Source organism: Flavobacterium haoranii (assembly GCF_009363055.1).
Lineage (GTDB): Bacteria > Bacteroidota > Bacteroidia > Flavobacteriales > Flavobacteriaceae > Flavobacterium > Flavobacterium haoranii.
This window is the reverse complement of sequence record NZ_CP045292.1, coordinates 2,132,673-2,146,283: the sequence shown is the minus strand read 5'-3', so window position 1 is coordinate 2,146,283 and position 13,611 is coordinate 2,132,673. Positions and strand designations below refer to the sequence as shown.

12 protein-coding genes are annotated in these 13,611 nt (G+C 33.5%); 5 read left to right on the top strand and 7 right to left on the bottom strand.

The genetic code is table 11. The annotated features are described in order from the left end of the window. Positions 1-44 precede the first annotated feature (44 nt). The 5 genes from GCU34_RS10235 (at position 45) to GCU34_RS10215 (ending at position 6,180) form a co-directional block, all read left to right on the top strand. Positions 45-1,214 (top strand): serine hydrolase domain-containing protein, encoded by a 1,170-nt coding sequence (locus GCU34_RS10235; RefSeq protein WP_072783405.1) that lies wholly within the window; start codon positions 45-47, stop codon positions 1,212-1,214. An 86-nt stretch (positions 1,215-1,300) separates the two neighbouring features. Then, positions 1,301-2,014, top strand: coding sequence for a 3'-5' exonuclease (locus GCU34_RS10230; RefSeq protein WP_072782469.1), 714 nt, complete (start codon positions 1,301-1,303; stop codon positions 2,012-2,014). Positions 2,015-2,158: 144 nt separating this feature from the next. Then, on the top strand, positions 2,159-3,598 hold the full coding sequence (locus GCU34_RS10225; protein WP_072782472.1) for a nucleoside recognition domain-containing protein: 1,440 nt from the start codon (positions 2,159-2,161) through the stop codon (positions 3,596-3,598). A gap of 72 nt (positions 3,599-3,670) precedes the next feature. Next, a complete protein-coding gene (locus tag GCU34_RS13995; RefSeq protein ID WP_227658675.1) occupies positions 3,671-3,871 on the top strand; it encodes a hypothetical protein in 201 nt (66 codons plus the stop codon). A gap of 704 nt (positions 3,872-4,575) precedes the next feature. Then, positions 4,576-6,180: a fumarate hydratase gene (locus tag GCU34_RS10215; protein WP_072782474.1), complete on the top strand. Its 1,605-nt coding sequence runs from the start codon at positions 4,576-4,578 to the stop codon at positions 6,178-6,180. 233 nt (positions 6,181-6,413) lie between these two features. Here the strand turns inward: GCU34_RS10215 and GCU34_RS10210 are convergent, their stop codons facing one another. The 7 genes from GCU34_RS10210 to GCU34_RS10180 form a co-directional block, all read right to left on the bottom strand. Further along, positions 6,414-7,577, bottom strand: coding sequence for a class I SAM-dependent rRNA methyltransferase (locus GCU34_RS10210; protein WP_072782476.1), 1,164 nt, complete (start codon positions 7,575-7,577; stop codon positions 6,414-6,416). 37 nt (positions 7,578-7,614) lie between these two features. After that, the gene (locus GCU34_RS10205) at positions 7,615-7,977 is read right to left on the bottom strand and encodes a four helix bundle protein (protein WP_072782479.1); all 363 of its coding nucleotides are present in this window, start codon (positions 7,975-7,977) and stop codon (positions 7,615-7,617) included. Positions 7,978-8,054: 77 nt separating this feature from the next. Then, positions 8,055-8,714 (bottom strand): CoA transferase subunit B, encoded by a 660-nt coding sequence (locus GCU34_RS10200; protein WP_072782482.1) that lies wholly within the window; start codon positions 8,712-8,714, stop codon positions 8,055-8,057. A 95-nt stretch (positions 8,715-8,809) separates the two neighbouring features. After that, a complete protein-coding gene (locus GCU34_RS10195) occupies positions 8,810-9,508 on the bottom strand; it encodes a CoA transferase subunit A (RefSeq protein ID WP_072782484.1) in 699 nt (232 codons plus the stop codon). A gap of 21 nt (positions 9,509-9,529) precedes the next feature. Continuing rightward, positions 9,530-11,806: a penicillin-binding protein 1A gene (locus GCU34_RS10190; RefSeq protein ID WP_072782487.1), complete on the bottom strand. Its 2,277-nt coding sequence runs from the start codon at positions 11,804-11,806 to the stop codon at positions 9,530-9,532. A 3-nt stretch (positions 11,807-11,809) separates the two neighbouring features. Further along, complete coding sequence (locus tag GCU34_RS10185; protein WP_072782490.1) at positions 11,810-12,304, bottom strand: gliding motility lipoprotein GldH; 495 nt, start codon at positions 12,302-12,304, stop codon at positions 11,810-11,812. Then, positions 12,285-13,490: a PSP1 domain-containing protein gene (locus GCU34_RS10180; RefSeq protein WP_072782493.1), complete on the bottom strand. Its 1,206-nt coding sequence runs from the start codon at positions 13,488-13,490 to the stop codon at positions 12,285-12,287. The genes GCU34_RS10185 and GCU34_RS10180 overlap by 20 nt, the downstream gene beginning before the upstream one ends. Positions 13,491-13,611: the final 121 nt, after the last annotated feature.

Here is a 13,611-nt window from a genome sequence, read left to right as displayed (position 1 = left end):
TTTTTTATAAATTAGTGCAATCAGTTTTAATTAAAAACAACGCCATGAGATTTCTAAAAAACTTCTTTAAATGGTTGGCTATACTATTAGTTTCAATCATAATTCTAATGTATATTTTCGATGTCGATTATTTAATAAGAGCGGTACGAACCATTTACTTTCGCGGACATACAACGGCTTTTCTAGATGATTATACACATTTTCCTAATCGAGAAATTAAAAAAAGGACTGCGCAACCTTGGGCAATTGCAAAAGATTACAATTCGGTTCCTGCTACTGAAGTTTTAGAACAAACACATAAAGAATTACAAACGGTAGCTTATTTAATCATCAAGAATGACAGCATTTGGCACGAAAGCTATTTCGATGGTTACGGAAAAGATTCAAAATCAAACTCTTTTTCAATGGCGAAAAGTGTTGTTACGCTTGCTTTAGGAAAAGCCATAATGGAAGGAAAAATTAAAAGTTTAGACCAAAAAGTTGTTGATTTTTTTCCAGAATTAAAAGGAGAATTTGCAAAAGAAGTTACTGTTGGTGATTTGTCTTCAATGGCTTCAGGATTAAGTTGGGACGAACGTTATTACAGTCCTTTTTCAATTGTAACGCGAGCGTATTTTGATGATGATTTAAAGAAAGTAATTCTTGGCTTAGAAGTAAAAGATAAACCCGGACAATCATTTAGTTATTTAAGTGGTGCAACACAATTATTAGCAATGTGTATTGAAAAAGCAACGGGAGAATATTTATCTGATTATGTTTCAAAAAACTTTTGGCAACCAATGGGCGCCGAAAATGAAGCACTTTGGCAATTAGACCACGAACCGGACGGTATCGAAAAAGCGTATTGCTGTATTGCAAGTAATGCACGCGATTTTGCTCGATTTGGAAAGCTAATGAAACAAAATGGTAAATGGAACGGACAACAACTTCTCGATTCTAAATTTGTGAAAAAATGTGTTACGCCTCGTTTTCCTGAAAGTCCACAATATGGTTACGGTTGGTGGTTGCATAATGTAAGCAGTAAACAATTGTATTATATGCGTGGGCACTTAGGTCAGTTTGTAATTGTAATTCCCGAAGATGATGTTATTATTGTTCGTTTAGGGCACATTAAAGGTTTACAAACAGAAACCGATCCTCATAGTAATGATTTGTATGTTTATGTTGATGAAGCTTATAAAATGTTGGATGAAAGAGGCAAGAAGCAAGAGTAAAGAAAATAGATCATAGAGAATAAATTAACCTGAAACTTGAAACAAAACAAAAAACAATCAACCACCAACTATAAACAAAAAAACAAATGATAGAAAAAATTCAACTCAACAACATTCTATTTTTAGATATTGAAACCGTTCCGCAATACGATTCGTATATGGGAATGGATGAAGAAACTAAAAAGCTTTGGGAACTTAAAACTCAATACCAACGTCGCGATGAGGTTACTGCCGAAGATTTTTATGAAAGAGCAGGAATTTGGGCCGAATTTGGAAAAATCATTTGTATTTCCGTAGGGTATTTTACCAACAAAGCCGATATCCGAAACTTTAGAACAACAAGTTTTTGGGGCGAAGAAAAGAAAATATTACAAGATTTCGCCAATTTATTAAACCAACATTTCAATGGCGCGGCACATGTTTTATGCGGACATAATGCTAAAGAATTTGATATTCCGTTTATTGCGCGTCGCATGATAATTCACGGAGTTGCCTTGCCAGATAAACTGAATTTATTCGGAAAAAAACCGTGGGAAGTACCACATTTAGATACTTTAGAATTGTGGAAATTTGGCGATTATAAACATTTCACTTCTTTAAAATTATTAACAAAAGTGTTAGGAATTCCTTCACCAAAAGACGATATCGATGGAAGCGAAGTGGCACGTGTTTTTTATATTGACAAGGATATCGATCGCATTATCACCTATTGCGAAAAAGATGTAATTGCCGTGGCTCAAATTTTCCTTCGTTTCCGTAGAGAAGATATTTTAATCGAAGACGAAATTACGCATGTGTAATTTTTGAAGCAATTCCCGCTGTTCGCTATATCTTTTTAGTTTGCACTTCGACAAGCTCAGTGTGACAAACAAAAAGGATGCCGCTGCCATAGGGGCTAATTTTTATATCTTTGAAACAATTAACAATAAACTACTAACTGAAACATGGTTTTAAGCAGATTTTGGCTCGTTATATTCGTTTGTTCTATCACTTTTGTAATCGCAGGATTATTTACCAATCAATATTATTCTATCGATTATGTATTAAATGGTAAACAAGGCGAACCACTATTAATAAGTGAAAAATACTTAAACGAAGTTCCACAATTTGTACAAGACAGTTTAAAAGTATCTGGAAATAATGAGTTTGTTGTAAATAGAGTTACTTCGGATGCTGATACTACCTATGTTTACAACAAACAAACCGTAAAAATCTACAGCGGAACTCAAAAAGCAGATGGTTTATTACCTATGGCAAAAAGCAGTTTGTTAGATTTAATACTCCCATTAATTGCCTATTTAGCTTTCTTCTGTGGAATTATGGAATTGTTGATTATATCAGGAGCTTCCGAAAAATTGGCAGGTTATTTAAGTCCAGCCTTTGCTAAAATCTTTCCTTCCATTCCAAAAAATCACGAATCCATTTCCTACATGACGTTGAATTTTGCTGCAAATTTTCTCGGATTAGATTCTGCTGCAACACCATTCGGGCTAAAAGCGATGGAAAAATTACAAGAAATTAATCCTGATAAAGACAAAGCCAGCGATGCACAAATTATGTTTATGTGTTTGCACGCAGCTGGTTTAACGTTAATTCCAACGTCAATTATTGGCTATCGTGCTGCTGAAAATGCTGCTAATCCAGCTGATGTAATGTTACCTTGTATTATTACTTCTTTTGTAGGAACTATCGCAGCATTTATTTTGGTTGGAATTAAACAACGTATCAACTTTAAAAGCGCTTCTTTATTAGTAGGATTAATGTCATTGATTGGAGCTATTATAGGTTTGTTGTTTTACGTGAACACTTTAGATTTAATTGGTAAAAATTATTTTACAGCAAATTTATCAGGTGTTTTATTATTAGCAATTATCGGATTTACATTACTTTTTTCATTCATAAACGAGAAGAAATTCATTGCCAAAAACACCAATTTATTCGACACTTTTGTTGTTGGGGCTAACAATGGCTTAAAAACCGGAGCCATGATTTTTCCTTATGTAATGGGAATGTTAGTCGCGATTTCTTTATTTAGAAACAGTGGTTTATTTGAATTAATCAGTCACGGAATGGCTTTTGTATTTTCACATTTAGGTGTTCATAAAGAAATCATCGATTCGTTACCCGTTGCGATGTTGCGTCCTTTTGCATCGAGTGGTTCGCGCGGATTTATGATTGATGCGATGCGCGTTTACGGACCTGATTCTTTTGCTGGTCGATTAAGTTGTATTTTTCAGTGTAGTGCCGAAACCACGTTTTACGTTATTGCGGTTTACTTTGGTTCGGTAAATATTAAAGACACACGTTACACGCTTTGGATGATGTTGTTAGTAGACTTAATTTGTGTGTTAACAGCGATTTTTGTGGCAAGTTGGTTTTTTTAGGAGATTTATCCTGAATGATTCTCCTGCAAGGTTTTTAAAACCTTGTAGGTATATGAAAAAATAAGAAATTAAATGAAATTAGAAGTATTACAAAAAGATAAATTTTATCACATTTACAATAGAGGAATAAATGGCTGTAATATTTTTAGTTCAAATGAAAACAAATCGTATTTTCTAAAATTAGTTTCTAAGTATTTAAATCATAAAATTTCAATATTAGCCTTTTGTTTAATGGATAATCATTTTCACTTAGTTATTCAAGTAATTGAATAAGAGAAAATTGTAACTCAAGCTTTTTCGAACTTATTTAATGCTTATGCAAAAGCGTATAATAAGCAACAAAATAGAACTGGAAGTTTATTTGATAAACATTTTAAGAGAATTGAATTGACTTCTGATGAATATTTAAAAAATGTAATTGTTTATGTTCATTTGAATCCTACTCATCATTTAAATGTTGATTTTGTTGATTTCAGATTTTCTTCCTACCAAAATATTGTAAATAATTCTGAATCATTGGTAAACAAATCTGAAGTTATAAATTTATTTGATGATGTTGATAATTTTAAATATTGTCACAACTCAAAAAAAAGAACTCTGGAGAATAAATTTATGTTAGAATAATAAAACCTACAAGGTCAGTTAGACCTTGCAGGTTGGTATGACAGATGAAATGATTCTCCTACAAGGTTTTTAAAACCTTGCAGGTATAAAGCTAGTTTTTAACACAACTTCAAATTTGTTATAGTTTAATAAATAAATTAATAGTGTAGTATAGCCCCGATAGCAGCGGCATCCTTTTTATTTTCCTCTCGACTCCGCTCGAGGTGACAATAAAAAGATATAGTGGATAGCGGGACAATTGTTGTTTTGAAAATTACTTTTCTGCTTCAAATAAAAACCTACAAGGTTATTAAAACCTTGCAGGTTAGCACCAAAAATCCTTACCTTTACGTCACTTAAAAAACTAACACATAATGGATTTTATATATCAAGATCCGTATCCGATTTTAAAAGACGATACGCAATACAAAAAATTAACTTCTGATTACGTTACTGTAGAAAAATTAGGCGATAGAGAAATTTTAGTAGTTGACCCAAAAGGTTTAGAATTATTGGCCGAAGAAGCAATGTTTGATGTTTCTTTTATGCTTCGCACCAAGCATTTACAAAGTTTACACAACATCTTAAACGATCCTGAAGCAACGGATAACGACCGATTTGTGGCGTATAATTTATTGCAAAATGCAAAAGTAGCTATTGATAAGCAATTACCGTCTTGTCAAGATACAGGAACGGCAATTGTAATGGCGAAAAAAGGTGAAAATGTGTACACAGGAGCTGATGATGCGGAATATTTATCGCGTGGTGTTTACAATACGTATCAAAAAAGAAATTTACGTTATTCTCAAATTGTTCCAATTACAATGTTTGAGGAGAAAAACTCAGGTTCTAACTTACCTGCACAAATTGATATTTATGCGAAAAAAGGAAATTCGTATGAATTTTTGTTTTTAGCAAAAGGTGGTGGTTCTGCCAATAAAACGTTTTTATACCAACAAACGAAGTCGTTGTTGAATGAAAAATCAATGACAGAATTTATTAAAACCAAAATTAAAGATTTAGGAACATCGGCTTGTCCGCCTTACCACTTGGCTTTAGTTATTGGTGGAACTTCAGCAGAAGCAAATTTAGCAGCTGTTAAAAAAGCATCTGCTGGTTATTATGATAATTTACCAACTTCTGGAAATATGGCAGGTCAAGCTTTTCGTGATTTAGAATGGGAAGCAAAAGTGCAACAAATTTGTCACGAAAGTGGAATAGGAGCGCAATTTGGTGGAAAATATTTCGTGCATGATGTACGTGTAATTCGTTTACCAAGACATGCTGCTTCTTGTCCAGTTGGATTAGGCGTTTCTTGTTCGGCAGATAGAAATATCAAAGGAAAAATTACGAAAGATGGAATTTTCTTAGAGCAATTGGAAACCAATCCTGCACAGTTTTTACCAGAAGTAGCGCCACATTTAGAGGAACCAGTTATTGTAGATTTAAACCGTCCGATGGCTGATATTTTAGCGGAACTTTCTAAATATCCAATCAAAACACGTTTAAAACTAAACGGAACAGTAATCGTTGCGCGTGATATTGCACATGCGAAGATTAAAGAGATGTTAGATGCGGGCCAACCAATGCCAGAATATTTCAAAAACCATCCAGTGTATTACGCCGGACCAGCGAAAACTCCAGAAGGAATGCCATCAGGAAGTTTTGGGCCAACAACTGCAGGGCGAATGGATGTTTATGTTGATGAATTTCAAGCAGTTGGTGGAAGTATGGTAATGTTAGCAAAAGGAAACCGCTCGAAACAAGTAGCTGATGCTTGTGCAAAATATGGCGGATTTTATTTGGGTTCAATTGGTGGACCTGCGGCTATTTTAGCAAAAGAAAATATTCTTTCTGTTGAGGTTGTTGATTTTCCGGAATTAGGAATGGAAGCTGTGAGAAAAATTGAAGTAAAAGATTTTCCAGCTTTCATTATTACTGATGATAAGGGAAATGATTTCTTCGCGAATTTGAAGTAGTTTTCTCAAGAAAATAGAGAATAGAATATTGAAAAAGACCTGTTAGTGTTTGCTGGCAGGTTTTTTATTCATTTTTTTGTCATTCCGACAAAAGGAGAAATCTCATAAAGAATTAAGCTATATGAGACTTCTATAATCATAAACCTTGTTTACCCTCTTAATATCAAATACTCGAAGTGACAAATCATAGAGGAAAATCTGTCTACTGTAAACAGAAAACTGAATACTCAAAACTATTCCACATACAACACCAATCCTTTTAAATAATGTCCTTCAGGATGGTAAATATTGGTTGGATGATCAGGACCTTGTTCTAATTTGTGTAATACACGAATGTTTCTTCCAGTTTCAATTGCAGCAGCAGCAACCGTATTGTAAAACAATACATCATCAATAACCTGCGAACAAGAGAATGTAAATAAAATACCTTTTGGAGCCAAGGCTTTTAATCCTGCAATATTTAAGCGTTTGTATGCTTGTGTTGCGGTGTGCTTGCTTTTAATGTTTTTAGCAAATGCTGGCGGATCTAAAACAATAACATCATAGATTTGATGGTTTTCTTTCATGAAATTAAACACGTCATCGGCAACTGCTTTATGATTCGAATTCGGGAAATTCAATTCCATATTTTGAGCGGCTAAATCGACTGCTTTTTGCGAAATATCAACAGAAGTAACTAATTCGGCTCCAGCACTCATCGCATAAATAGAAAAACCACCTGTATAACAAAACGTATTCAATACTTTTTTGCCTTTTGAAAACGTACCTAACAATTTTCTATTATCGCGTTGGTCTAAGAAAAAACCAGTTTTTTGTCCTTCTACCCAATTCACATGAAACTGAATGTTGTTTTCTTTCGCAATAGTACTTTCTTTGGTTCCAAATAAAAAGTAATCGGTTCCTGTATTGGGTAAAGTGCTTGAACTTTTACAGTAAATCGTATCGCAGTTTTTAGCAAATGTTTTTTGAATAGCATCTGCAATTTTCTCCATTTGGAAATAAATGCCAGAAGAATGCGCTTGAATTACCCAACAGTTATTATAAAAATCGATGATTAATCCCGGAATTCCATCGCCTTCACCATGAATTACTCGGAAAGCATCCGTTTCTTTTACATCCAATAATTTAGTTCTTAATTCCCAAGCCGATTGTAATTTTTCATTCCAAAAGTTTTCGGCAAATTGCTCTTTTCCGAAAGTCAATAATCGAACTACTATACTTCCTCTATCACTAAAGAAACCTGTTCCTAAATGTTTTTGATTGTTATCTACAACATCTACTAATTGTCCGTCTTCTAATTCTTCAGTAACGCCATAAATCGCACCACTAAACACCCATGGATGTCTTCTTAGAATTGATTTTTCTTTACCCGATTTTAAAATTACTTTTGGATTCATTATTTATGATATGTCAATTTAAAAATGTGTCGATGTGTCAATTTTTTTTCGAAGAGGAAATTATTTTATTAGTGATTTTTAGAATTTCAAAAACTTCTACTAATAAATTTTCGGTATTTGGATAATTTTCTAATTCATTACAAAGGAATAACCAAAACTCAGTTTCTTCAGCCTCTTTCATTGCAATTTTCATTTTATGAATAAAATCTGCTTTACTTTCAGAATTTTGAGCTTCTTTGATATTTGCACCTATTGAAGTTCCTGATTTTAATAATTGATTTGCAATTACAAACCTTTTGTTTTCTTCTAAAGTTTCAGAATATTGAACAATCTTTTTAGCAAAATCAAATGATTTTAAAAGAATTAAATTGTCTTTGTGTTTTTCTTGAAATGTTATCATGGCTTATAAAGTTATAATAATAAAATGTGTCAATTAATCATATAACTAATTGACACATTGGCGATTTGTCATATTGACTAATTAAGGTCCATTTCAGGAATATTTCCTTCAATAATTAGCGTTCCTTCTGTTGCATTTTTAACGTCTTCAACGGTAACTCCAGGAGCAGTTTCTAATAATTTAAAACCTTGAGGCGTCACTTCCAAAACCGCTAATTCTGTTACAATCTTTTTTACACAACCTACACCTGTTAAAGGTAACGAACAACGTTTTAAAAGTTTTGATTCTCCAGCTTTATTCACGTGCATCATAGCCACGATGATATTTTCTGCAGAAGCTACTAAATCCATAGCACCACCCATTCCTTTAACCATTTTTCCAGGAATTTTCCAGTTGGCAATATCACCATTTTCAGAAACTTCCATAGCTCCTAAAATCGTTAAATCTACTTTTTGTGAGCGAATCATTCCGAAGCTAAAAGCAGAATCGAAGAAACTTGCGCCTGGCAATGTAGTAATCGTTTGTTTTCCTGCGTTAATAATGTCGGCATCTTCTTCTCCTTCATAAGGAAACGGACCCATTCCTAAAACTCCATTTTCTGACTGAAATTCTACTGAAATATCTTCACGAACAAAATTGGCAACCAATGTAGGAATTCCGATTCCAAGGTTCACATAGTAACCGTCTTTTACTTCTTTGGCAATTCGTTTTGCAATTTGATTTTTATCTAAAGCCATTTTTTTAATAATTTGTCAATTAGTTAATGTGTCGATGTGTCAATTTCAATATTTCAACTATAATTGTCCTATTGTCTCATTGGCACATTGTCTAATTATTTTTGACGAACTGTTCGTTGTTCGATTCGCTTTTCAAATTTTTCACCTTGAAAAATACGATTCACCATAATACCAGGAATATGAATTTCGTTAGGATCTAATGTTCCCGCTGGTACTAATTCTTCAACTTCAGCAATGGTAATTTTTCCTGCTCCTGCCATAGGCGCATTGAAGTTACGTGCCGTTCCTTTGAATATTAAATTACCTGCTTCGTCACCTTTCCATGCTTTAACGATTGCGAAATCAGCTTTAAAAGCATGTTCCAAAATGTGCATTTTTCCGTTAAATTCTCGAACTTCTTTTCCTTCTGCAACTTCAGTTCCATAACCAGCAGGCGTAAAGAATGCTGGAATTCCAGCTTGAGCTGCGCGGCATTTTTCTGCTAATGTTCCTTGTGGTGTTAATTCTACTTCTAATTCACCAGAAAGCATTTGGCGTTCAAATTCTGCATTTTCTCCTACATAAGAAGAAATCATTTTTTTAATTTGTCTTTTTTGCAATAATAAACCTAATCCAAAATCGTCGACACCAGCATTGTTTGAAATGCATGTTAAGTTGTTAACTTCCATTTGAACTAGTTGAGCAATACTGTTCTCAGGGATACCACAAAGTCCGAAACCACCAAGCATGATAGTCATTCCACTTTCGATTCCTTCTAAGGCTTCTTGAACAGAGTTTACTTTTCGGTTAATCATAATATGTTTAGTTTGTTGTTTTTAAAAATCGAATTCTTCTAAATCTGGTTCATCAATAGCAGTTGTGTCAACTTCTTTTTTCCAACAATCTACTTTTATTGATAAATCTTTTGGTCTTTCAAAAGCACCTCTTGAAACCGTTAAGTTTTCGTCTTTGTAACATTTATCCATAAATAATCCCCAGATAGGTAAAGCCATTGTAGCTCCTTGTCCGTATAAAGTTTGTCTGAAATGGGCTGAACGATCTTCGTTTCCTACCCAAACACCAGCAACTAAATTTGGTACCATTCCCATGAACCATCCATCTGAATTGTTTTGGGAAGTACCCGTTTTACCTGCTATAGGATTCGTAAAAGCATATTTATATTGTGTTAAACCACTTACTCCTCCCCAGCGTAAACGTTGACCAGTTCCAGATTCGGTAACACCCTCTAATAATTTTACAATTGCATAAGCCACGTCTCTATTCATGACGTCCTTACTTTCTGGAACGATTTGGTCTAATACAACTCCATTTTTGTCTTCAATTCTTGTGATGAAAGTTGGTTTTACATAAACGCCTTGGTTTGCAAAAGTGCTAAAAGCACCAACCATTTCTTCAACAGTAATTTCTACTGCTCCAAGTGCAATAGCTGGACGTGCAGGAATTTCAGAAGTTACACCTAAATCATGAACCATATCGACAACAGATTTTGGTCCTACACGATCCATTAATTTAGCAGAAACCGTATTTACAGAATTTGCTAACGCTTGTTTAAGAGTAATCATTCCTCTAAACTTACCGTCTGAGTTTCTTGGAGACCAAGCTTGATCAATTCCCCATTTCCCTTTTGGCATAGTAAATGGGCCATCTATAATAGAATCACATGGCGACATACCCAATTGTTCAATTGCGGTTGAATAAACAAAGGGTTTGAATGTAGAACCTACTTGACGAGCTCCTTGACCAACGTGATCGTATTGAAAATATTTATAATTAATTCCTCCAACCCATGCTTTTATTTGTCCTGTTTGAGGTTCCATTGCCATCATTCCAGTTTGTAAGAAATGCTTATAGTAACGTATAGAGTCTCTAGGAGTCATAATGGTATCGCGTTCACCTTTCCATGTGAAAATTTTCATTTCGGTTTTTACATCAAATGATTTTAAAATTTGATCTTCCGATTTTCCTTCATCTTTCATTAAGCGCCATCTTTCCGAACTTTTCATAGCGCGATTCATAATTCTATCTGTTTCTTCAGTAGTAATATTTAAGAAAGGTGCATTTTTATTAGTTTTTGCTAAATCGAAAAACTTGTTTTGTAAAGTTGGCATATGTTCTGCTACTGCTTCTTCAGCATATTGTTGCATTTTAGAATCAATAGTTACATATATTTTTAATCCATCTCTATAAATGTCATATTCAGAACCATCTTCTTTTGGGTGATCTTTCACCCATTTTTTCATATAATCACGAAGATATTCTCTAAAATAGGTTGCATTTCCTTCTTTGTGACTTTCTGGTTTGAAGTTTAAATGAATAGAATCTTTACTTAATTTAGCTTTTTCTGCTTCAGTAATAAATCCTCCTTTTACCATTTGTCCTAAAACAGTGTTTCTTCTATTAAAGGCATTTTTCTCTTTTTTCTTCGGATTATAAAGAGAAGGGTTTTTAAGCATTCCAACTAAAACCGCCGATTCTTCAATAGTTAAATCTTTAGGTTCTTTGTTGAAATAAATTTTAGCTGCAGAACGAATTCCAACTGCATTATAAAGGAAATCTACTTCATTAAGATACATAGCTAAAATTTCTTGCTTCGTATATTGACGTTCTAAACGAACCGCAATAACCCATTCTTTAACTTTTTGAAGAATACGCATTACAATATTTTTAGAACCTTCGCCGTGAAATAATAATTTGGCTAACTGTTGTGTAATGGTACTAGCACCGCCATCGGTTCCTAATTTTACAACAGCTCTTACAGTTCCTCTTCCGTCGATACCAGAATGTTCGTAAAAACGTTCATCTTCAGTTGCAACCAAAGCATTTACTAAATGTGGTGGTAAATCTTGAAACTTAACAGGAACTCTATTTTCTGCATAGAATTTACCAATTACCTCCCCGTCTGAAGAAATAATTTCAGTAGCGATATTAGAATCAGGATTTTCTAATTTCTCGAAACTTGGCATTGATCCTAATAAGCCCCATGAAGCAAAAAGGAAAAGTAGTATTACAAAGCCAACACCACCGAAAAATAGTTTCCAAAATGTTTTGATATATTTTGAAAAATCTGAATTTTCACTTTTTTTAACAGCCATATATTATTTTATTTTTTCAATTCTAAAGCCCACTTCGGTAACACCGTCTACTTTATCCATTCCAGTAATTGAACCTGTTTCGCGTAAAGCATGAACAATTTCGACTTGGTATTTTCCAGATTTTTTAAATGTGAAATTTTCTTGGTACCAAAGTTTACTTTCTTTAACGTCTGAAAAACCTTCACCCATTAATTTACCATCAGGATATGCCATTTGATATTCTAAGGTATCAATTTTGATTTCGTTTTTTGGGTTTTTTAAGCTAACAATAACAAACAAATTATTAAACGGAAAATCCTTATTGTTTCTTACATTTAAGAACAAATTATAAGGGTTTATAGTATCGGTTTGTTCAAAATCAAATCGAATTGTATCATTTTTAGACCAAGAACCATCTAGTTTATGATATTGATCAAATACTTGATTGTTATCACATGAAATTAAAATTGTTCCAAGGATAACTAATAACCACAAATAACTATTGTTTTTTATTTGCATTTGTATTAGTGTTTTTTTGATTTGAAGGTTTTTTATTGTTGTTATTGTTATTTGGATTAGGTTTACGCTTCTTATTTCGATTATTTTTCTTTTTAGGCTTATCGAATCTATTTAAGTCATCTTGACCAACAGCATTTTGGAAGTTTTTAGGTTCCTCTTTTGCAGTTTCATTTACAAAATCTTCAATAGCGGAAACAGGTTTGTTTTTCTTGTTTTTTTCAAGCATTTCTTTTACTTGAGCTACACTTAAAACATACCAATGAGCAGGTTGATTTTCGTAAGAAAACCACATTAATTCTTTGAAAATATCAACTTTTTGGCAAACTGCTGTTCCTTTCTCAGTTTTAATTTTTGTTTCTAAATCAGGAAAGCTTTGTAATGCATCTAAATATGTGTCTAATTCATAATTTAAACAACACTTTAACTTGCCACATTGTCCCGCTAATTTTTGTGGATTCAATGATAATTGTTGGTAACGAGCTGCAGAAGTGTTTACGCTTCTAAAATCGGTTAACCATGTTGAACAACACAATTCGCGTCCACAAGAACCAATTCCTCCTAGTCTTGAAGCCTCTTGGCGGAAACCGACCTGTTTCATCTCAACACGAATGCTAAATTCGCGGGCAAAATCTTTAATTAACTGACGAAAATCTACACGATCATTAGCAGTATAGTAAAAAGTTGCTTTTGAACCATCTCCTTGAAATTCTACATCAGAAATTTTCATTTCTAGATTTAAAGCAATAGCTAATTCTCTAGCACGCATGCGTACTGGCTCTTCTCTTTTTCTTGCTTCACTCCAAATATCAATATCTTTTTGTGTAGCTTTTCGGTAAATTTTTAAAAGTTCAGCATCTAAAGCTACTTTCTTTTTCTTCATTTGAACTTTAACTAATTCACCTGCCAAAGATATAATTCCGACATCGTGGCCAGGAGAAGATTCTGTTGCAACAATATCTCCAATAGAAAGACTCATTTTTTCATGATTTCTATAAAAGTCTTTTCTTCCGTTTTTAAAACGAACTTCCACCACATCGAATGATTCTTGACCTTGTGGTAAACTCATATTTGATAACCAATCGAAAACAGTTAATTTGTTGCAGCTTCCGGTGCCACAAGAACCTTTATTATTACATCCTTTAGGAGCGCCATCTTGCGTTCCTGAGGAACAATTTGTACATGCCATAGTTTCAATATATATAGATCGTTCCTTAAGTGGAACTACTTGTCAAAAGTGTATTTTGTGTGTAAAGATAATACAAATTTGTGAATGGTTTAAAAAGAAAAACCTGCTTTCATTTATAACG

What these genes read in the sequence shown, in the direction of transcription:
- GCU34_RS10235 (WP_072783405.1), top strand. Translation starts at nt 45, where the DNA reads ATGAGATTTCTAAAAAACTTCTTTAAATGGTTGGCTATACTATTAGTT.
- GCU34_RS10230 (WP_072782469.1), top strand. Translation starts at nt 1,301, where the DNA reads ATGATAGAAAAAATTCAACTCAACAACATTCTATTTTTAGATATTGAA.
- GCU34_RS10225 (WP_072782472.1), top strand. Translation starts at nt 2,159, where the DNA reads ATGGTTTTAAGCAGATTTTGGCTCGTTATATTCGTTTGTTCTATCACT.
- GCU34_RS13995 (WP_227658675.1), top strand. Translation starts at nt 3,671, where the DNA reads ATGAAATTAGAAGTATTACAAAAAGATAAATTTTATCACATTTACAAT.
- GCU34_RS10215 (WP_072782474.1), top strand. Translation starts at nt 4,576, where the DNA reads ATGGATTTTATATATCAAGATCCGTATCCGATTTTAAAAGACGATACG.
- GCU34_RS10210 (WP_072782476.1), bottom strand. Translation starts at nt 7,577, where the DNA reads ATGAATCCAAAAGTAATTTTAAAATCGGGTAAAGAAAAATCAATTCTA.
- GCU34_RS10205 (WP_072782479.1), bottom strand. Translation starts at nt 7,977, where the DNA reads ATGATAACATTTCAAGAAAAACACAAAGACAATTTAATTCTTTTAAAA.
- GCU34_RS10200 (WP_072782482.1), bottom strand. Translation starts at nt 8,714, where the DNA reads ATGGCTTTAGATAAAAATCAAATTGCAAAACGAATTGCCAAAGAAGTA.
- GCU34_RS10195 (WP_072782484.1), bottom strand. Translation starts at nt 9,508, where the DNA reads ATGATTAACCGAAAAGTAAACTCTGTTCAAGAAGCCTTAGAAGGAATC.
- GCU34_RS10190 (WP_072782487.1), bottom strand. Translation starts at nt 11,806, where the DNA reads ATGGCTGTTAAAAAAAGTGAAAATTCAGATTTTTCAAAATATATCAAA.
- GCU34_RS10185 (WP_072782490.1), bottom strand. Translation starts at nt 12,304, where the DNA reads ATGCAAATAAAAAACAATAGTTATTTGTGGTTATTAGTTATCCTTGGA.
- GCU34_RS10180 (WP_072782493.1), bottom strand. Translation starts at nt 13,490, where the DNA reads ATGGCATGTACAAATTGTTCCTCAGGAACGCAAGATGGCGCTCCTAAA.